Genomic DNA, 19,668 nt, shown 5'->3' on the forward strand with positions numbered 1-19,668 from the left:
CTTGATACCCATCTTTTTAAGCAGGGCTGTTTCATTCCCAACCGCAGTAGACGCTTTGCAGCTTCCCGCAAGCTTGGACGCGGATGGAAACAGATTAAATACCTCAGCAGACGAGGAAACGCTATAGGCTTTAAATAAGCAGAAAATAGCGTTATGGCGATTTCCGGTCGAGTGATGTACAGAAGAACTAATGTTTTTGAACGCAGAAGGGTGCAGAGTCAAGCGCAAAGTTGAGGCAGCGCGATCTTGGGGGTTTCCCCTATGAGCGACTGCCGACGCAGAGAGAAGTTGCCAGGAGGGAAACCCTCCAAGCAAACTTCGGTGGGGTTGCCTAATTTTATTAGCAATGTATTTAGTACTTCAGTAGATTAGGAAATGCTATATTCAGATTTTTTCGTAAAGCTATAAATTTTCTGTTTTTCCAGGCTATGACTAACCGATGAAGGCAGAGTATCTAATGAGAAAATCTGGCGATCAAGTTGAATTTGCAAATTAGTCAGGGGGTCACAACCAGAAGAAATCAGAAATTCTAGTTTCTGAATATAGGGTAAGGTGGCGAGATTATCCAAAACTTGGAAGACTGCTTGCAAATAAGGATGACCAGTTTGCTTGTACCAATCACAACTAGCTACTTTTGCTTGGTCGAAACCTAAGTGTACTGTTAAAGATGGTTCATCAAATAAAGCGATCGCCAAAGGACGCGCTTCTTCTTGCAACAATAAATCATTCGTCTTAGCGAAATGGCGCAATTTTTCCAATCGTTCATAACGTTTCGTGACTGATTGGGGGTCATCTTGCCAATGAATGGCGATGGTAACTAGATAGGTCTGCAACAGCATGTGACCTAACTTTTTCGCCTTGGTTGCGAGGTAATAGGAATTGTAGTCGTTGGACTCAATTAATAAGGGTACGCGGTCTACAACTTCCAAGCCATAGCCTTTCACACCAGCTATTTTCCGCGGATTATTGGTAATTAAACGGATATTTTTTACGCCTAAATCCATGAGCATTTGCGCTCCCATACCGTAGTCGCGCAGGTCAGCGGGAAATCCTAAACGCTCGTTGGCTTCTACTGTATCTAAGCCCATGTCTTGTAAGGAGTAGGCTTTCAGCTTATTAATTAAGCCAATACCCCGACCTTCTTGACGCAGGTAAACAACGACACCTTGACCAGCACTTTCAATCATGTTTAAAGCGGCTTGTAACTGCATTCGACAGTCACAACGCAAAGACCCCAAAGCATCACCAGTTAAACATTCTGAGTGCATCCGCACCATAACTGGTTCATCTTTGAAAGTTGCGGGGTCGCCTTTAACAATAGCAACGTGTTCGCAATTGTCGAGGGTGTGGCGGTAAGCGTAAATTTTGAAATGACCGAATTGTGTGGGTAACTCGGCAATACTTTCGCGGATCACGAGGCGATCGTGTTGCAGACGATAACTGATTAAGTCCGCAATACTGATAATTTTTAAATTGTAGTTTCTCGCGTACTCAATTAGCTGGGGTAGCCGCGCCATTGAACCATCGGGGTTTTGAATTTCGCAAATCACCCCCGCGGGGTAAAGCCCAGCCAATCGAGATAAATCCACAGCTGCTTCTGTATGTCCGGCACGTTTGAGGACACCGCCAGCTTTGGCGCGAATGGGGAAGATATGCCCAGGACGACGTAAATCTAAAGGTGTGGTGGCGGGGTTGAGGGCAACTTGAATAGTCCGAGCGCGATCTTCGGCGGAAATGCCTGTGCTAACACCTAAATGGGGGCCAGCATCGATACTAACCGTGAAAGCAGTTTGGTTAGTGTCCGTAATGTTAGTCACCATCAAAGGCAAGTCTAGCTCGTCTAGGCGATCGCCTGTCATCGCCAGACAAATTAGCCCTCTGGCTTGCACCGCCATGAAATTAATCATGTCAGGGGTGGCGAATTGAGCAGCACAGATCAAATCACCTTCATTTTCCCGATTTTCGTCATCAACCACCACAATGACGCGACCTGCTTTGAGATCTGCTAAAGCAGCATCAATCGAATCAAATTTAAAAGTTGGGTTAGCAGCAGCATGGTCAGTGGTTTCTCCTGCTTGAGGAGCTACACTCATTTGCGAGTTTCCGCTCTCAGCCGGAGTGCCATAAGACTGCCGTGTAGGTTTAGGCGTTGACACAAAAGACTTCCAGTTAGTGATAGTAAATTTTTTTTAACAATTTCTATATTTTGATTGTAACTCCTTTATACGACGGAGAATACACTAGCAATGATTCGATAACATGGTCTAGTCTTTATCGTTAAAATTGGGGTTTAGTACAAAAGTAAAATCATAGTTAAACAGTCATAGTTAGGACTTACGCACAGAGATTGTCTGTGGAGACTGGGCGTAAGGGTTTTAGCTACATACACCTCTAAATCCCCCTTATACCATCCCCAAACCCTTGATTTTTAGTTTTTATGCGTAAGTCCAAGTAGTGCTGAGTGTTGAGGTAACAAATGACAAATAACCATTGACCATTGACTCTTGACCATTGACTGATAAATTAATCAAAAGCGGATAAGGATTTCAGAATCATGGGTAATTTTAGGCGCGTACCCGTTGGGATTGTTGGCGCGTCAGGCTATGGTGGAGTGCAGCTAGTTCGACTACTTATGGAACATCCAGAGGTGGAACTAGTTTATTTGGGCGGTGAGAGCAGTGCGGGGAAATCGTTTGGGGATCTTTACCCGCAATTGGCTCATCTAGTTAATTTGCCAATAGAGGCGGTAGATCCAGAAGTTATGGCTCACCGCTGCGAAGTGGTGTTTTTATCTCTTCCAAATGGCCTGGCTTGCCAAATTACACCGCAATTATTAGAAAAAGGATGTAAAGTACTGGATTTGAGTGCAGATTATCGGTTTAGTAATCTGGCAACTTACACCAGTTGGTATGGACAAGAAAGAAGCGATCGCACTGCGGCGGCTACAGCAGTTTATGGTTTACCGGAACTATACCGCGATCGCATTAGCGAAGCCCAATTAGTGGGCTGTCCTGGGTGTTATCCTACTGCCAGCTTGTTAGCATTATCACCACTGTTAAAGCAAGGCTTGATTGTGCCAGAAACCGCCATTATCGATGCCAAGTCTGGCACATCTGGCGGTGGACGGCAAGCCAAAGTTAACTTATTACTTGCTGAAGCTGATAACTCCCTGGCTGCTTATGGAGTCGTTCGTCACCGCCACACCCCAGAAATTGAGCAGATTTGTAGCGAATTAGCGGGTCATGAAGTGACTGTACAATTTACACCCCACCTCATCCCAATGGTGCGCGGGATTTTGGCAACTGTCTACGCCACACTACGCGATCCCGGCTTGGCTAGAGATGATTTAATTACAATTTACAACGCTTTCTACCGTAACTCGCCTTGGGTAAAGGTTTGTGGCAGTGGTGTTTACCCGCAAACAAAATGGGCGTGCGGTAGCAATCTTTGCTTTATTGGTGTTGAAGTTGACCCGCGCACAGGTCGTGTAATTGTGATGTCAGCAATCGACAACTTGATTAAAGGGCAAGCGGGTCAAGCAATTCAGTGTATGAACTTGATGCTGGGCTGGGAAGAAACCTTGGGTTTGCCCAAGTTGGGATTTTATCCTTGAAGTCAAAAGTGTGAAGTATGAAATAATAAATTTCACACTTCACACTTTTGACTTCAGACTTTATTTCGCCCCTAAACCAACAGCACCAGCATAAATGGCGCGATCGCCTAATTCATCCTCAATGCGGAGTAAGCGGTTGTATTTAGCGACACGTTCGCTACGACACAAAGAGCCTGTTTTAATTTGACCTGCACGGGTAGCCACTGCCAAATCAGCAATTGTTGTATCTTCGGTTTCACCAGAACGATGACTAATCACTGACCGAAAACTGTTGCGTGTTGCCAAGTCAATTGTTTCTAGGGTTTCGGTGAGAGAACCAATTTGATTGAGTTTAATCAAAATGGCGTTACCAGCTTTTTCATCAATGCCTTTCCGCAAACGGGTAGCATTAGTCACATACAAATCATCCCCCACCAATTGCACCCGTGAGCCTAATTTCTGGGTCAGCAGTTGCCAGTTAGACCAATCTTCTTCATGCAAACCATCTTCAATGGAAACAATTGGGTACTGATCAACTAATTGACCTAAATAATCGATGAACTCAGCGGGAGAGTGAGGTTTACCATCGTAAACATACTGACCATTTTTGTAAAACTCACTAGCTGCCACATCTAAAGCTAAAGCGACTTCTTCTCCAGGTTTGTAACCTGCTTTTTTAATCGCCGCTACCAGCAATTCTAAAGCTACTTGGTTAGATTCCAGGTTAGGGGCAAAACCACCTTCATCGCCTACACCAGTCAGCAAACCCTTTTCATCCAAGACTTTGCTGAGAGTAGCAAATACTTCTGCACCCCAACGTAAAGCCTCTTTAAAAGAAGATGCACCAACAGGGACAATCATAAACTCTTGAAAATCCACATTGTTGGCTGCGTGTGCGCCACCATTAATCACATTCATCAATGGGACTGGTAACAAATTTGCCAAAGGCCCGCCCAAATAGCGATAAAGGGGAATCCCCAAAGATTCAGCACCAGCTTTCGCCGCCGCTAGGGAAACAGCCAAAATCGCATTTGCCCCTAAATTAGATTTGTTTGCCGAACCATCAACCGCAATCATTGTCCGGTCAATTAATTCCTGGTTCAGGGCATCCAAGTTTAACAATTTTGGGGTCAGCACTTCTTTGACGTTCTGCACTGCCTTGAGAACGCCTTTACCACCGTAACGGCTTTTATCATCGTCCCGCAGTTCGTGGGCTTCAAAAGTTCCTGTAGAGGCTCCACTGGGAACCTGCGCTAGTCCCACAGCACCATTTAGCAAATGCACCTCGGCTTCAACTGTCGGTCTACCTCGTGAATCGAGAATTTCCCGTGCCACAATCGCCTCTATGGCTGTATCTACAATGTTACTCATCTGTGCTTTGTCCTTTGTTCGAGTGCGTTCTTAGTGTTGAGCGCATAAAATCCAGTGGATTAACCTAACCGTTAGCATAGGCTGTTCAGCGACTTAATCGGCTAGAGATTAAAGAAGATTTCCAGATATCGGGTAAATCGCTCTTCAGATACGCGGACTTTGGATTTTGGATTATTTTTTAGGCAAAAGTCAACAGTAAGCAAAATTGTGGCGAGGAGAAAGAAAGTCAGGACTTACGGATAATAGAGTTTTTCTGAGCAAAGCGATCGCTCTGGTTGCCAACAATGATAATTTTAAGGATTGGGAACCCCTAAAAATCGAAGTTTATGAACGCAGCCGACGATAAAACGATTGTTCGTGAGTATTTCAATTCCACAGGGTTTGACCGCTGGAAGCGAATTTATGGTGATGGCGAAGTCAATAAAGTTCAGCTAGATATTCGCTATGGTCATCAACAAACCGTGGATAAAGTTATCGGCTGGCTAAAAAATGATGGCAATTTATCTACGCTATCAATCTGCGATGCTGGCTGCGGTGTAGGTAGTCTGAGCATTCCTTTAGCTACGGAAGGTGCTAAGGTTTATGCCAGCGATATTTCCGAAAAAATGGTGGAAGAAGGCAAACAAAGAGCTTTAGAAGCTTTGGGAAATTCCACCAACCCTAGTTTTGCAGTGCAGGACTTAGAATCTTTGAGTGGCAAGTACCACACTGTGATTTGCTTAGATGTTCTCATTCACTACCCCCAAGACAAAGCCGATGAGATGATTTCTCATCTTTGTTCTTTGGCAGAATCACGGATAATTCTCAGTTTTGCCCCCAAAACTTGCGCTCTCAGTCTCCTCAAAAAGATTGGCGGTTTCTTTCCAGGTGCCAGCAAGACTACTCGTGCTTATCTGCACCGGGAAGCTGATGTGGTGAAGATAATCGAAAAAAATGGCTTTACAGTTCAGCGTCAAGAAATGACTAAAACTCGCTTCTATTACTCCCGCTTACTCGAAGCTACACGGAATTAAAAAGTGCTGAGTTAAAAGACCGCCCCTCGCTGGCGGTTTTTATTTCATAGCAGTAGGCAAGGTGGTTATTACCTCCCTGAAGAGATGAGTCAATTTAAAATTGACTTATGAGTACTAATTTATTTGCACAACTTGTTGGACAACAGCAAGCCATAGAATTACTGACTGAGGCTGTCAGGCAAAATCGAGTTGCACCAGCTTATTTGTTTGTTGGGACAGATGGTGTAGGCAGGAGTTTAGCTGCTAGGTGTTTTGTAGAATTATTATTTTCTAGTACTGTCGAGACGCGGTTGGTTGCATCTGTGCAGAATCGGGTGCGTCAAGGGAACCATCCTGATTTGTTATGGGTACAGCCAACATATCAATATCAAGGGCAAAGATTAACAGCCGCCGAAGCCGCCGAGAAAAAACTCAAGCGTAAAGCACCACCGTTAATTCGGTTAGAACAAATTCGAGAAATTACACAATTTCTCAGCCGTCCGCCTTTAGAAGCATCGAAAAATGTCGTAGTGCTAGAAGAAGCGCAAACAATGGCAGAACCAGCCGCAAATGCGCTACTCAAAACTTTAGAAGAACCAGGGCAAGCAACCATCATTTTAATTGCACCTTCTCCTGAGTCGGTGTTGCCAACTTTGGTTTCGCGCTGTCAAAAAATTCCTTTTTATCGCTTAGATACAGCATCTTTAGCTCAGGTATTGCTGCAAACAAATCATCAAGAAGTTTTGCAGCACCCGGCGGTATTAAATATAGCAGCTGGCAGTCCGGGAAATGCGATCGCCTCTTACGAACAATTACAAGCAATTCCCCCTGAGTTGCTCACAAATTTAACCTCAGCCCCAAAATCTTCTCGTCATGCTTTAGAATTAGCTAAAAAAATTGACAAAGATTTAGATACAGAAGCACAACTGTGGTTAATTGATTATCTTCAACATTCTTATTGGCAACAGTGGCATCAATCGGGAATTGTTCATCAGTTAGAACAGGCACGTAAAGCTCTTTTAGTTTATGCTCAACCGCGCTTAGTTTGGGAATGTACTTTATTATCTGTCTATCAACAATGCAATCTGCAAAACTAATTGTATAGCTGGTTTTTGAAGGTAGTGATGGTTTGCGCGATTGCCAAGACTTTAACCCTAACTTAGAGGTTATTTATAAAGTAAATCTAAGAGGCTGTTTGAAAAGTCGGAGAGATGGTAAAAAAGCCCTCTCAGTATACGCTGTGAATAGATAGTAGACAGCACTGAGAGAGCAACATGAGTAAAGCATACCCCAGCAATCTGACCCGTGTTCAATATGAATTTCTGAGTGACATGATTCCAGAACCAAAACCTGGGGGTCGCAAGCGTGAAGTTGATATATGGGAAGTCCTTAACGGAATTTTTTATGTGCTGGTAGAAGGAGTTAGATGGCGATGCCTACGGCGGGCTACGCCTACGCTACCAGGTGACTTTCCTGTATGGCAGACGGTATATAGCTATTTTCGTAAATGGCGCAAAGACGGAACGTGGTTGAAAATTCACGATAGCCTGCGGCAGTGGACACGGATTGAAGAGGAACGGCATCGAAGCCCATCGGAAGCGATCATCGATAGTCAAAGCGTCAAGAGTGCAGCGATGGTAAGTCAATCTGTGGGTTTTGATGCAGGTAAGAAAATTAAAGGACGCAAGCGATTTATGACGGTCGATACCTTGGGATTAGTCTTGCGGGTCTTAGTCACGGCTGCCAATGTGGGTGAACGCGAGGGAGGTAAACTAGTTCTCAAACGGGTAAAACAGTCTCAAAAGCAGGTATCTCGTTTGACAACCCTCTGGGTGGATGGCGGCTTTGACGGTGAGCCGTTTATGCAGTGGGTGATGAATTTTTGCCGTTGGATTGTGCAGGTGGTGTTGCGCCCAGAGCAAACCAAGGGCTTTGTCTTGCTCAAAAAACGTTGGGTGGTGGAGCGCACTTTCGGTTGGGTCATGGGGTGTCGGCGATTGGTCAGAGACTATGAGTTATTGCCAGAAACATCAGAGACGTTTATCTACCTTGCTATGATCCGGATCATGGTGAGGCGATTGGCATAAAATTTGACCCCTCAAAACTTTTCAAACACCCTCTTAGAGGTTGTTTTAAAAGTATTTCTCTGTGTCTTTTAGCACTTGTTGATATTCTCTAGCCCCCTTAAAAAGCTGCGGTGTATACAAAAGTCCAAAATTTTCATAGGAAAACGAAAGAATAGCGATCGCTTTAACCTCATCTTCTTAGCTCAACTGATCAGACCGCAATACTCCTTTAATTTCTGGATTGCTAGGTAGATAACAGAGAAACTTTTGAGACTTGGCATTCTCCTGAATAAGTAAGCGTCCACAGTTTTCACACTCATAGATATGAGGAATATACTTCAAATAATACTGAGTAATAATTCCCCAAACTACTGCACGATGGTCTTTACCTTGCAGCCAGGGAAAACGTTTAAGCCACTCTTCTTGATTTTCTGTAAGCAGTGATTCAATGTATAAACTGACATCAGACGCAATCCCCTCAAAGATAACGTCTTTATCTTGATCTTTAATCAGATGGCCTTTGTATGGTATTTTATCCGTCCGATCAATAATGCTGTGACCACAAGTGCAACCCATTTTGCTCATAAAATTGCTACTCGCCGTTAGTAATGATTTGTTCTCAATTATCTACCTGACATAATTGAAGCGCCACACTTTTGAACTATTGTGCATCAAAGTTTGTAGTTTCCCTGCTGCCCTAAGCCTCGTATGATCAAGATATCAGCAAAATATAAAGTCGCCAGATTTTCACGGCATAACATGGGCAGTATTTGGGAAATCGATTTTTACTCTCGTCCGATTTTGGATGAAAATCAAAAAAAAGTTTGGGAAGTTGTAGTCTGCGAAAGTCCGTTGGATATTCGAGCGCAGACAGATTCGTTATTTCGCTATGCTCAATATTGTCCTAGCACCGAAGTCAATTCGGGTTGGTTGCGGACAGCATTGCAGGAAGCCATTGACAAAGCCGGAGAAGCGCCCATTAAAGTTCGCTTTTTCCGCCGCCAAATGAACAATATGATTACTAAAGCTTGCCAAGATTTGGGGATTCCGGCTCAACCTAGTCGCCGTACTTTGTTGCTGAACCAATGGCTACAACAGCGGATGGAGGAAGTTTATCCTCAAGAACCGGGCTATCAAGGCGGAAATAACCCTTCAGTGCGTTTAGACAGTCCTTTACCGCAGCGTTTACCTGATGCGTTAGAAGGACAGCAATGGGTATTTGTCAGCTTATCAGCAGGGGAATTGGCAGAAATGCCAGAGTGGGATATTGGCTTTGGTGAAGCTTTCCCCTTAGAAATGGCGCAATTGTCGCCAGAGGCTCGCATTCCAGGAGTTTTGATTTTCTCCCCAAGGGCTTTACCCTTAGCTGGTTGGATGTCTGGTTTAGAGTTAGCTTTTTTAAGAGTTGATCAGAGTGTTGGTACAAGGTTAATTCTGGAGACTGGTGCTACAGAAAGTTGGATTGTGGCAAATATCAAAAATCCCCAACTTTTAGTAGAAGCTAAAGGTTTCGCCGAATCGAAACAACAAGCTAATGGAGTGCATTTTATTGGTGTACAGTCAAGTCCCCAAGCAGAATCTTTTGCGGGGTTTTGGTTGTTGCAAGAGGTGATTTTGCCTTGAGAGTGCTGAGAAAAATATGAAGTGTGAAGTATAAAGTATGAAAATGTGAAATTTCATCCTTCTGCCTCCATCTTTTAGGTACGTAATCGGTACATAGTGATACATATCGATGATTTTTGGGGAATTCTCTGCATTGATGGAACGCTGATAGATGTCCATGATTTGGGATAATTATCTGCGTCCATCTCCGTTGTCAAAAGCAAATTGCTGATTTGCGCGGATAGGCACCAATGATTTGGGATAATTATCTGCGTTTGCTTGCAGTTCAAAATCCGAAATCCACAATTCACCAAGGGTCATGGGTTCTGAAAATTTCTCACACGATACACTAGCAGAACAGCTGCTGGAACTAGCCATCAAATCGGGAGCCGAAGCCGCTGAGGTGTATCAGTCGCACTCGCTTTCTCGTCCAGTCTTTTTTGAGGCTAACCGCCTGAAACAGCTAGAAACCAGCCAATCTGAAGGTACAACGCTGCGATTATGGCGCAATGGTCGTCCAGGATTGACTGTGGCTTATGGTGATGTTTCACCCCAGGCGATGGTGGAACGGGCTTTAGCTTTGAGTGAACTAAATCCGCCGGAAACAATCGAGTTGGTGAGTAACTCCAAGCCAGATTACCCAGACTTGGGGGAAAGTGTACCCATAGAAGTTTTAGTCAACTGGGGTAAAGAAGCGATCTCAATTATCCGCGATACTTACCCAGATGTGCTATGCAATAGTGACTGGGAATGTGATGTGGAAACTACTAGACTTGTAAATAGTCAAGGTCTAGATTGTTACTACACAGATACCACCCTCAGCTGTTATATGTCGGCCGAATGGGTGAGGGGTGATGATTTTTTGAGTGTTTCTGATGGTCAAACTCAACGCAATATCCTCGACCCAGAAAAGTTAGCTTATCAGATTTTACAAAGGTTAGTCTGGGCTAAAGAAAATGTTGCGCCCCCTAACGGTCGTATACCCGTTTTATTTACTTCTAAAGCAGCCGATATGCTGTGGGGAACTGCCCAAGCAGCTTTAAACGGCAAACGTGTCTTAGAAGCTGCTTCTCCTTGGGGAGAAAGGGTGAATAAACAAATTGTTGCTCCTAGTTTGACATTGTATCAAGACCCAGAGGCTGGCCCTTATAGTTGCCCTTTTGATGATGAAGGAACGCCGACCACGGCTTTAGTATTTGTCAAAGATGGCATATTACAGCATTTTTATGGCGATCGCACTACAGGCCGTCAACTTGGTGTAGGTTCCACTGGTAATGGTTTTCGCCCTGGATTAGGTAGCTATCCTACTCCAGGATTGTTTAATTTCTTGATTCAGCCTGGTTCCGTACCACTGCGAGATTTAATTCGGCAATTAGATAACGGCCTAGTTGTAGATCAAATGTTAGGTGGTAGTGGTGGTATTTCGGGAGACTTTTCCATCAACATTGATTTAGGCTACTGCGTCAAAAATGGTCAAGTAATTGGCCGCGTAAAAGACACAATGGTTGCAGGTAATGTCTACACAGCCTTAAAGCACGTCGTAGAATTGGGTAATGATGCAGATTGGAATGGTTCTTGTTATACTCCATCTTTAATAGTTGAAGGACTATCTACTACTAGCAGAAATCCTTAAACAGCCAATAGTTGGTTTAGTGTTTGGCTATCTAGCGAGTTGGTTGGTGTATTTCCAAGAGTTTCAGCCACAAACTGCCTAGCTGCTCATCTCTATCCCCGATTTCAAGTTATAACTATGAACAGAAATTATCAATAAATTGCCAAATTTATCTTATGTCGCTTCCTGTGCTGAGTCAGCGCTTGCTTCGTTGGTGGCAGCCTCGAAAAGGTTTAGCGATCGCTGAAGCTTCTATAATTGGGATTGTAGCGGCTTTATCTGCGGTATTGTTAAAAGTTGGATCGGGATGGTTGGGAGCATGGCGTGTGCATACTTCCCATGTTTTCCCTGCATGGTTAGCTTTACCAATAGTTGGGTTAGTTTTTGGCTATCTGGCGGGTTGGTTGGTACAAAGGTTTGCACCAGAAGCATCTGGTAGCGGTATTCCCCAAGTCAAAGCCACCCTAGCGAATGTGCCAACGCAATTATCTTGGCGGGTAGCAGCTGTTAAGCTTCTCAGTGCGATGATTGTCATTGGTTCAGGCTTAACTTTGGGTAGACAAGGGCCAACGGTGCAAGTCGGCGCAAGTTTAGCCGCGGGGATGAGTCGCTTTGTTCCCACTTCCCCAGATCATCGACGACAAATGATCGCCGCAGGTGCAGGTGCAGGTTTAGCAGCTGCGTTTAATGCCCCCCTGGCTGGTGTCATATTTATTGTTGAAGAGTTACTGCAAGATTTATCTGGGATAACTTTAGGAACCGCCATTATCGCTTCATTTATTGGCGGCGTTGTATCGCGGTTATTAGGCGGAGGCAGTCTACAATTAAATCAACAATTGATGCACTCTTCTAGTCAGTTTTCTCTCCCAGAACTGCCCTTTTTCTTATTGTTGGGGATTTTTGCCGGGTTACTAGGTGCGTTATTTAATCGTGGTTTAATTTTTAGTATAAAATTCTATCGAACTTTACATATTAGTTTGCCGCTAAAAGTGGCTTTGGCGGGATTTATTTCCGGGATAATCGTTGCTATCTTACCGGATTATTTTCGGAATAATACGGGCTTGCGTGAGTATATCATTACTAGCAACTCTAGTGGTTCTGTAGCAGCGATCGCATTTATTGCTCAATTTATTCTCACGTTAATCGCCTTTGGTTCTGGTGCGCCGGGAGGATTATTTGCACCTAGTCTGATCTTAGGTTCTTGCTTAGGACACGTTGTTGGTGTTTGGGAATCTCATTTATTAGGTATAGGTTCTCTACCTACCTATGCTTTAGCAGGAATGGGGGGATTTTTTAGTGCTGTTTCTAAAGTTCCCATCACCGCTATTGTGATTATCTTTGAAATGACCACCGACTTCAATTTGGTTTTACCTTTAATGATTGTGGCTGTAGTTGCTTACCTAGTTGCAGATAAGGTGATGCCAGGTTCGCTTTATGATACGCTTTTGCAATTGAAAGGTATTAGCATTACAAAAGTCGCCTCAGCAGAAGCTATCTTAACAACATTAACCGCTAAAGATGTAATGCAGCAGCAGGTAGAAACTCTAGATGCAGACATGACTTTAGAAGAAACAAAACAGGCATTTTCTAGTTCTCATCATCGGGGTTTCCCTGTAGTCAAAAATAGCAAGTTAGTGGGAATTGTCACCCAATCAGATTTGACCAAAACGCCGAATCGCAACTTGCCAAATGATACTCTGTTAAAAGAAATTATGAACCCGGCACCGATAACGGTCACACCCTTACATAACCTAAGTAATGTACTGTATTTACTTGACCGCTATCAAATCAGTCGTTTACCAGTAATAGATAGGCGAAAATTAATTGGGATTATTACCCGTGCAGATATTATTCGCGCTGAAGCTGACCATCTCAACGGGGGAAATGTTACCCCAACACCCCAAGCAGAACCTTCTTACATAGTTTACCAAACGCGATCGCCGAGTATTGGCAGAGGTAGATTGTTAGTACCAATAGCTAACCCGGAAACTGCGGCGACTCTACTACAAATAGCCACAGCTATTGCCCGTGATCGCCACTATGAAATAGAGTGCGTCCAGATCATGTTAGTATCACGTCACAGTTCTCCATGCGAAACCCCTGTGAGAACTGCCAAAAGTCGGCGCTTACTGCGACACGCAGAAGTTTTAGCTAAAAAGTGGGGTATTCCCTTACATACACAAATTCGCGTCGCCCATGATCCCGCCCAAGCTATCTTAGAAACTATCAAAGAATGCCACATAGACATGATTTTAATGGGTTGGAAAGGCAATACTTCCACCCCAGGTAGAATTTTTGGCAATGTTGTTGACACCATCATTCGTCAAGCCACCTGTGAAGTCCTCCTAGTAAAACTGAGCAATAGTCAAGAGTCAATTGTCAAGAGTCAATTGTCAGAAATCACTCTTACTCCCCAATTCAACCGTTGGTTAATCCCCACGGCTGGCGGCCCTAATGCTAAATTTGCCATGAAATTGTTACCTGCATTATTGACCTTGGGGAATAATCCAGAAATTCACTTAACGCAAGTATTCAAACCATCTGAGTTGAACCCGGATATGCAGATTTTAGACCAAGCCATCCATCAATTGACGCGCCACCGCCAATTATCTGGTACTATCTTTCTGGCTACCCCAGTACAGGCAGATTCCGTTGCTGAAGGTGTGATTAACTTAGTTAAAAAGCAAGGGTTTGATGTTGTAATTTTAGGTGCTACCCGCGAAGGATTATTGCAACAAGCAATTCAAGGTAATATTCCCGAAGCGATCGCCTCTGGTGTAGAAAGTACAGTTATATTAGTCCGCGGTGCAATTAATAATTAACTCTTAAGAACTAATTGACAAGCAGAGTCGGAACTTTTGAATACAGCAGTTATTAATATCCTCCCACAACACATCCAAATTATTCGCAGCCACGCCGAAAGCACCTACCCCGAAGAATGCTGCGGAATTATTCTTGGCTATATAAATAATCAAACCAAAACAGTAGTCGAGATTATCCCCACCGCTAACGCCTGGAGTACTGAGTCAAACAACTTCGCTCATAACGAAACAGAATACAGCGAAAGACGAAGATATGCGATCGCACCCCAAGTTATGTTACAAGTACAAAAAACAGCACGGGATAAATCGTTAAATATTATTGGGATTTATCATTCCCATCCTGACAATCCAGCGATTCCTTCCGAATGCGATCGCCAGTATGCTTGGCCTGCATACTCGTATATAATAGTTTCCGTCCAAAATGGCACAGCTAATGAACTCCTCAGTTGGAGTCTTGACAACCAACATCAGTTTCAACCAGAGACAATTTATCCTATAAATTTAGCTACTTAAGTTAAATAACGACATCGTTTTTCGATACCATTAATAATTCGCTCGTCCACAGCAAAATTGCTATGTTAAATCCCAACCTGGAAGAAATCCAGCTGACTAAAGACGACTACGAACGTTACTCCCGCCACCTAATTTTGCCAGAAGTCGGGGTAGACGGACAAAAACGCTTAAAATCTGCCAGTGTACTGTGTATTGGTACAGGTGGTTTAGGTGCGCCACTGCTGTTATATTTAGCCGCAGCAGGTGTCGGACGCATTGGTATTGTGGATTTTGATGTTGTTGATACTTCTAACCTGCAACGTCAAGTTATTCACGGTACGTCCTGGGTAGGTAAACCCAAAATTGAATCAGCCAAAAACCGCATTCACGAAATTAACCCCCATTGTCAGGTTGATTTATACGAAACTCGCTTGAGTTCCGAAAACGCCCTCGATATTATTCGTCCTTACGATATCGTTGTGGATGGGACTGATAATTTCCCCACCAGATATCTAGTCAACGATGCTTGTGTGTTGCTAAACAAGCCAAATGTTTACGGTTCAATTTTCCGGTTTGAAGGCCAAGCAACGGTATTTAACTACGAAGGTGGGCCGAACTACCGCGATTTATATCCAGAACCACCACCACCAGGAATGGTTCCTTCCTGTGCAGAAGGCGGCGTTTTGGGGATTTTACCGGGAATGATTGGTGTCATCCAAGCCACGGAAACTGTGAAAATTATTCTCGGTAATGGCAATACTTTAAGTGGCAGGCTGTTACTGTACAATGCCTTAGAGATGAAATTCCGGGAATTGAAATTGCGTCCTAACCCGATTCGCCCCGTAATTGAAAAGCTGATAGACTACGAACAATTCTGTGGTATCACCCAAGCTAAAGCTGAAGAAGCAAAACAACAGCAAGAAATTGCCGAAATGACTGTGACAGAGTTAAAGGCGTTGCTAGATAGCGGTGCAAAAGATTTTGTCCTGTTGGATGTGCGGAACCCTCATGAGTACGACATTGCGAACATTCCTGGTTCTGTTTTAGTCCCATTACCAGATATTGAAAATGGTAATGGTGTAGCTAAGGTGAAAGAAGTACTCAACGGACACCGTTTAATTGCTCATTGTAAGATGGGTGGTCGTTCTGCCAAAGCCCTCAGTATCCTCAAAGATGCAGGGATTACGGGGACAAATGTTAAAGGCGGGATTACCGCATGGAGTCGAGAAGTTGATCCTTCGGTTCCGGAATATTAATCAACACGGTTATCAAAATAGGTCACACATTGCGTTAATAATTATCCACATTTCCAGTAGTGGAAATCAGAGGGGAGGTAATATAAGTTACCTTCCTTTTCTCTATTATGAGTATTGCGCGATCGCCTTCACAGGTTTTATGGTTGCAAGTATTCGCGTTAGCAGCCGTCCAAGGGTCAATTAGTCTGGCTTGGTTAATTTACAATTTATACTTGCCCCAACTTCTCACACAGTTTGGTTTTTCTGCCTCTTTAGCAGCTGGTTTGTTAGTCATTGAGAATGCCTTGAGTGCAGTCTTAGAACCCGTGATGGGTGGACTTTCTGATAAATCTCAGCGTTGGGTAGGAAGTCGCTTTCCCTTCATCTCTGTGGGTGTCATTCTTTCATCAACTCTGTTTATTGCAATACCATGTATTGTAACTTTTGTCCAGCCCACAGTAATTTGGCGATCGCTTTTACCGATAACTCTGGTAGCCTGGGCTTTAGCTATGACAATATTTCGCAGTCCAGCAATGGTTTTATTAGGGAAATACGCCACACCTCCCCAGTTACCATCAGCAGTCAGTGTTGTGACTTGTGTCGGGGGAATGATTGGGGCTTTTCGACCAATTGCTAATCAGTATATTCTCAGCTTCGGGGCAATTTTTGCCTTTGCTGTCGCTTCTTTTGTGATGCTGGCCGCGGCGGGGATTTTGCGTTGGGTTAATCCTCCCGAAACACCCAATTTTCAGCATGACACCAAAGTAGGGAAATTTCCCTATCCAGAATTGAGTTTAATGTTCGCCACTGGTTTAGGTGTGGCTTGGGGTACGCGACTCATGATGAATAGCTTAACCCAGTTGCTCAAGGTGCAATTTCATACCAATAATATTGATATGTTGCTAGTGTACATTGGGTTGGCGATCGCCATCTCTACCTTACCCGCCGGAGTTTTAGCTACCAAAATTGGTAATTGTCAGGCAATGTTACTGGGCGTAGGTACAACAATTATCTCAATATTGGCGATCGCTTTTACTGGTGCAATCTTACCGCTGATAGTCTTGTTAGTAGCCGGCTTTAGTACCATCATCAACGGCGCAATTCCCCTAGCTTTGGGCTTAATATCTCCAAAATGGGCAGGTTTAGGGATAGGAACTTACTTTGGTGGGTTTGCTTTAGCCATGAGTTTATTCGGTTGGTTATTTCCCCAAGTTCCAAAAATGACACCTGTTATTAGTGCGCTGTTTTGTGGGTTAGCCTTTTTACTAGTTGGTATTTGCCTCATAATTGCTACTGTGCAGATAAATGCAAAGGCTTAAACTCCGTAAGAACGCGGATAGGGTTTAAGCAGTGTTTTCGCCTGATAGACATAAACAATATTCACCGCCACACCACCACGGCGAATTACTATTTGTTCAATCTCTTCCACACTGCGAAAATGATTTCGATAACTAGCCATTAAATCTTCTCGCAAGTTAAAAGGTGCAATAGTAATATATAGTGCATCTTTTCCTAACCATTGTTCAGCCCTAGACCAAAAAGCAAAGCCACGGTTATCATTACCAATATCAAAGCAAGTGATAGGAATTTGCGCTACAGGTTCCAAAGACATAGCAATGGGGCCGCCTAAATAATAGCGATTGGTAAAGATAAAGCTAGAATTTTGTAGCGCTGTTTTAAGAATTGGCGATTCACTAAAAGTACGTCGCAGTTGTTGAATATCGATTAGTTCTGTAGAAGGGTCATTCTGAACAGGTAAAAAGCCTCCCAATACAGCATATTGACTTGGCTTTTGGAAAATTCCTAAAGTTAATTGCAACAGTAAAATGATGACGATACTCGCAACCATAATTCCCGAACCTAATAGCCATCGCCGCACCCAAAGCCGCGATTTTTGTTCCCAAATTACAGCTTGTTGTCCTAATAATAAAGTGATTCCCCAAAATCCTGGCATTGTCCAAGCTGGTAAGATTTGCCGATATCCGCCAATAAAAGTAAAGCCTAAAATTAAAGGAAGAGAAACCCATAAAATTAAGAGTTTTTCCGTCTTTAAATTATCTTTGTAAGTAATTGGTTTTTGAGTAAAAATTTGCTTGATTTTTCTGAGTATTGGTTGCAAACTTACACGCCATAGAGGAAAACCAAGGGTTGGAAACAAATAAGCTACCTGAGCTAAATAAACTAATAAAACATTCAGTAAGTTGTAGCCAGTTTTCGGTACGGCTCGTGCTGATTGAAAACTAAACGATACCCAATTATGCTGCATATTCCAAAACACAATCGGGGAAATGGTAATGATAAATAATCCTAAACTAAACCATGCCCAAGGCGATCGCACAACAACTCGGTGCGCTGGACTAGTTAAACAAAACCCAAGTAACCCTAGCCCCAAAATAAACCCGTGATATTTGCTATTACAGGCTAATCCAACCAAAATTCCCAGAATAGCTAAACGGTAACTGGGGGTATATGAATTAGAGGAGTAAGATTCATCTTGCAACGGCTGACGCAGAAATTCCGTCACTGCACAATATAAACTAGCCGACCAAAAAAACATCAGTGGACTATCAGGTAAACTGAGGATACCAAAGCCAATTTGAAAAATCGGACAGATAGTAGCAATTGCCAAGGTAAAGTAAGCAGCTTTGGGAGAAAATATTTTCTGACTAGTTAGATATAAAAATATCAAACTACCTGTATGACAAAGTATTGCACCTAAACGAATAGTAAATTGTGATACGTCTCCTGTTAACCAAGTCCCAAAACCAGTGGTGAAAGCAACTATCGCCGGATGATCAAAATAGCTCCAGTTGAGATGCAAACTATATAGATAGTAGTAAGCTTCATCAAAAGTAGGGTAAAGCCAAAAAGCAATGATGGCTCGAAATAATAATCCTCCGACCAGTAAAATAAGCACTGATTGATTAGCTTTGCTAGTCAACCATTTTTGAGCTATTTGCATTTATTTATATTTGTTTTTAGTATGCACACCAAATCATAAACTCCAGTTTGCTCAAATTGATGCAATAGCTGAAGAATCTATAAACAATCTCTTACTAATGAATTCGGAAGTCTTTGTTAATGACCCTTACCTGCACCTAAATATAATTCACCCACTTTCGGGTCTGTTAATAATTCTTGACCAGGGCCAGAAATCGCATCCCTTCCAGACTCCAAAACATAACCGCGATGAGCCATTTCTAGGGCTTTCCGAGCATTTTGTTCTACAAGTACGATCGCAGTACCACTCTGGTTAATTTGTTTAATTTGGGCAAATACCTGAGTCACCAAAATCGGCGATAAAGCCGCCGATGGTTCATCTAACAGCAACAAACTAGGTTCTAACATTAATGCTTTACCCATCGCCAGCATTTGCCGTTCCCCACCAGAAAGTGTACCAGCCCGTTGACGACGGCGATCGCTCAATTTGGGAAACATGGCAAATATTTTATCTTTGACGGGTTTGAGAGGCGCATTACTCACAAAAGCCCCCATTTCTAAATTTTCTTCCACACTCAAAGAAGGAAAAACATTGGCAATTTGTGGTACGTAGGACAAGCCTTTCTTGACAATTTGATTTGATTTCAGTCCAGAAATATTCTCGCCTTTAAAGGTAATTGTGCCTGTATGCGGTGTTAATAGCCCAAAAATAGTTTTTGCCAAGGTGGATTTCCCCGCGCCGTTAGGGCCAATGACTGTTACCAATTCTCCTGCGTCTACACGAAAATTCACACCTTGCAGGATATCTACATCTTGGATGTAACCAGCATGGACATTGTTGACTTCGAGTATTGGAGCAGTGTGATCAACTGAACCTGACATACAATCCTTAAATTAATCGAATTTTATAATGCTATGTTGAGGGGGCGACAAGAGTCGTAAAA

At 43.2% G+C, this 19,668-nt stretch carries 16 protein-coding genes; 10 read left to right on the forward strand and 6 right to left on the reverse strand.

Annotated elements, in window-relative coordinates; all coding sequences use genetic code 11:
• Positions 1-368: 368 nt before the first annotated feature.
• Positions 369-2,093 (reverse strand): bifunctional 3,4-dihydroxy-2-butanone-4-phosphate synthase/GTP cyclohydrolase II, encoded by a 1,725-nt coding sequence (gene ribBA / locus NOS7107_RS02255; RefSeq protein ID WP_044499578.1) that lies wholly within the window; start codon positions 2,091-2,093, stop codon positions 369-371.
• A 461-nt stretch (positions 2,094-2,554) separates the two neighbouring features.
• Between ribBA and argC the strand changes: the two genes are divergently transcribed.
• Entirely contained in the window at positions 2,555-3,613 is a 1,059-nt protein-coding gene (gene argC / locus NOS7107_RS02260) for an N-acetyl-gamma-glutamyl-phosphate reductase (RefSeq protein WP_015111362.1), read from the forward strand.
• Between the two features lie 60 nt (positions 3,614-3,673).
• Here the strand turns inward: argC and eno are convergent, their stop codons facing one another.
• The gene (gene eno / locus NOS7107_RS02265) at positions 3,674-4,963 is read right to left on the reverse strand and encodes a phosphopyruvate hydratase (protein ID WP_015111363.1); all 1,290 of its coding nucleotides are present in this window, start codon (positions 4,961-4,963) and stop codon (positions 3,674-3,676) included.
• A 326-nt stretch (positions 4,964-5,289) separates the two neighbouring features.
• Between eno and bchM the strand changes: the two genes are divergently transcribed.
• The 3 genes from bchM (at position 5,290) to NOS7107_RS02280 (ending at position 8,042) form a co-directional block, all read left to right on the forward strand.
• Positions 5,290-5,976, forward strand: coding sequence for a magnesium protoporphyrin IX methyltransferase (gene bchM, locus NOS7107_RS02270; protein ID WP_015111364.1), 687 nt, complete (start codon positions 5,290-5,292; stop codon positions 5,974-5,976).
• Positions 5,977-6,083: 107 nt separating this feature from the next.
• Positions 6,084-7,052, forward strand: coding sequence for a DNA polymerase III subunit delta' (gene holB, locus NOS7107_RS02275; RefSeq protein ID WP_015111365.1), 969 nt, complete (start codon positions 6,084-6,086; stop codon positions 7,050-7,052).
• 177 nt (positions 7,053-7,229) lie between these two features.
• The gene (locus tag NOS7107_RS02280; RefSeq protein WP_015111366.1) at positions 7,230-8,042 is read left to right on the forward strand and encodes an IS5 family transposase; all 813 of its coding nucleotides are present in this window, start codon (positions 7,230-7,232) and stop codon (positions 8,040-8,042) included.
• 177 nt (positions 8,043-8,219) lie between these two features.
• Here NOS7107_RS02280 and NOS7107_RS02285 read toward each other — a convergent pair whose 3' ends face one another.
• Positions 8,220-8,606, reverse strand: coding sequence for a hypothetical protein (locus NOS7107_RS02285; protein ID WP_015111367.1), 387 nt, complete (start codon positions 8,604-8,606; stop codon positions 8,220-8,222).
• 174 nt (positions 8,607-8,780) lie between these two features.
• Here NOS7107_RS02285 and NOS7107_RS02290 point away from each other — a divergent pair, with 174 nt between their 5' ends.
• Complete coding sequence (locus NOS7107_RS02290) at positions 8,781-9,644, forward strand: Tab2/Atab2 family RNA-binding protein (protein WP_015111368.1); 864 nt, start codon at positions 8,781-8,783, stop codon at positions 9,642-9,644.
• Between the two features lie 171 nt (positions 9,645-9,815).
• On the opposite strand, the gene NOS7107_RS29630 is transcribed toward NOS7107_RS02290, so the two are convergent.
• The gene (locus tag NOS7107_RS29630; protein ID WP_301280989.1) at positions 9,816-9,944 is read right to left on the reverse strand and encodes a hypothetical protein; all 129 of its coding nucleotides are present in this window, start codon (positions 9,942-9,944) and stop codon (positions 9,816-9,818) included.
• Here NOS7107_RS29630 and NOS7107_RS02295 point away from each other — a divergent pair.
• The 5 genes from NOS7107_RS02295 (at position 9,943) to NOS7107_RS02315 (ending at position 17,103) form a co-directional block, all read left to right on the forward strand.
• On the forward strand, positions 9,943-11,256 hold the full coding sequence (locus NOS7107_RS02295) for a TldD/PmbA family protein (protein ID WP_015111369.1): 1,314 nt from the start codon (positions 9,943-9,945) through the stop codon (positions 11,254-11,256). The two genes, NOS7107_RS29630 and NOS7107_RS02295, sit on opposite strands and share 2 nt — an antisense overlap.
• Before the next feature lie 155 nt (positions 11,257-11,411).
• Positions 11,412-14,057 (forward strand): chloride channel protein, encoded by a 2,646-nt coding sequence (locus tag NOS7107_RS02300; RefSeq protein ID WP_015111370.1) that lies wholly within the window; start codon positions 11,412-11,414, stop codon positions 14,055-14,057.
• Between the two features lie 36 nt (positions 14,058-14,093).
• Positions 14,094-14,570, forward strand: a complete 477-nt coding sequence (locus tag NOS7107_RS02305; protein WP_015111371.1) for a M67 family metallopeptidase — start codon at positions 14,094-14,096, stop codon at positions 14,568-14,570.
• 62 nt (positions 14,571-14,632) lie between these two features.
• Positions 14,633-15,805: a molybdopterin-synthase adenylyltransferase MoeB gene (gene moeB / locus NOS7107_RS02310; RefSeq protein WP_015111372.1), complete on the forward strand. Its 1,173-nt coding sequence runs from the start codon at positions 14,633-14,635 to the stop codon at positions 15,803-15,805.
• A 107-nt stretch (positions 15,806-15,912) separates the two neighbouring features.
• Positions 15,913-17,103 (forward strand): MFS transporter, encoded by a 1,191-nt coding sequence (locus NOS7107_RS02315; RefSeq protein WP_015111373.1) that lies wholly within the window; start codon positions 15,913-15,915, stop codon positions 17,101-17,103.
• Here NOS7107_RS02315 and NOS7107_RS02320 read toward each other — a convergent pair.
• Together NOS7107_RS02320 and NOS7107_RS02325 are read right to left on the reverse strand one after the other, a co-directional pair.
• On the reverse strand, positions 17,100-18,746 hold the full coding sequence (locus NOS7107_RS02320) for a glycosyltransferase family 39 protein (RefSeq protein ID WP_015111374.1): 1,647 nt from the start codon (positions 18,744-18,746) through the stop codon (positions 17,100-17,102). The two genes, NOS7107_RS02315 and NOS7107_RS02320, sit on opposite strands and share 4 nt — an antisense overlap.
• A gap of 116 nt (positions 18,747-18,862) precedes the next feature.
• Entirely contained in the window at positions 18,863-19,606 is a 744-nt protein-coding gene (locus NOS7107_RS02325) for an ABC transporter ATP-binding protein (protein WP_015111375.1), read from the reverse strand.
• Positions 19,607-19,668: the final 62 nt, after the last annotated feature.

The organism is Nostoc sp. PCC 7107, assembly GCF_000316625.1.
Taxonomy (GTDB): Bacteria; Cyanobacteriota; Cyanobacteriia; order Cyanobacteriales; family Nostocaceae; genus Nostoc_B.

Bases quoted from the DNA above. Each gene is read 5' to 3' on its own strand.
- ribBA (WP_044499578.1), bottom strand. From the start codon at position 2,093: ATGAGTGTAGCTCCTCAAGCAGGAGAAACCACTGACCATGCTGCTGCT.
- argC (WP_015111362.1), top strand. From the start codon at position 2,555: ATGGGTAATTTTAGGCGCGTACCCGTTGGGATTGTTGGCGCGTCAGGC.
- eno (WP_015111363.1), bottom strand. From the start codon at position 4,963: ATGAGTAACATTGTAGATACAGCCATAGAGGCGATTGTGGCACGGGAA.
- bchM (WP_015111364.1), top strand. From the start codon at position 5,290: ATGAACGCAGCCGACGATAAAACGATTGTTCGTGAGTATTTCAATTCC.
- holB (WP_015111365.1), top strand. From the start codon at position 6,084: ATGAGTACTAATTTATTTGCACAACTTGTTGGACAACAGCAAGCCATA.
- NOS7107_RS02280 (WP_015111366.1), top strand. From the start codon at position 7,230: ATGAGTAAAGCATACCCCAGCAATCTGACCCGTGTTCAATATGAATTT.
- NOS7107_RS02285 (WP_015111367.1), bottom strand. From the start codon at position 8,606: ATGAGCAAAATGGGTTGCACTTGTGGTCACAGCATTATTGATCGGACG.
- NOS7107_RS02290 (WP_015111368.1), top strand. From the start codon at position 8,781: ATGGGCAGTATTTGGGAAATCGATTTTTACTCTCGTCCGATTTTGGAT.
- NOS7107_RS02295 (WP_015111369.1), top strand. From the start codon at position 9,943: ATGGGTTCTGAAAATTTCTCACACGATACACTAGCAGAACAGCTGCTG.
- NOS7107_RS29630 (WP_301280989.1), bottom strand. From the start codon at position 9,944: ATGACCCTTGGTGAATTGTGGATTTCGGATTTTGAACTGCAAGCAAAC.
- NOS7107_RS02300 (WP_015111370.1), top strand. From the start codon at position 11,412: ATGTCGCTTCCTGTGCTGAGTCAGCGCTTGCTTCGTTGGTGGCAGCCT.
- moeB (WP_015111372.1), top strand. From the start codon at position 14,633: ATGTTAAATCCCAACCTGGAAGAAATCCAGCTGACTAAAGACGACTAC.
- NOS7107_RS02315 (WP_015111373.1), top strand. From the start codon at position 15,913: ATGAGTATTGCGCGATCGCCTTCACAGGTTTTATGGTTGCAAGTATTC.
- NOS7107_RS02320 (WP_015111374.1), bottom strand. From the start codon at position 18,746: ATGCAAATAGCTCAAAAATGGTTGACTAGCAAAGCTAATCAATCAGTG.
- NOS7107_RS02325 (WP_015111375.1), bottom strand. From the start codon at position 19,606: ATGTCAGGTTCAGTTGATCACACTGCTCCAATACTCGAAGTCAACAAT.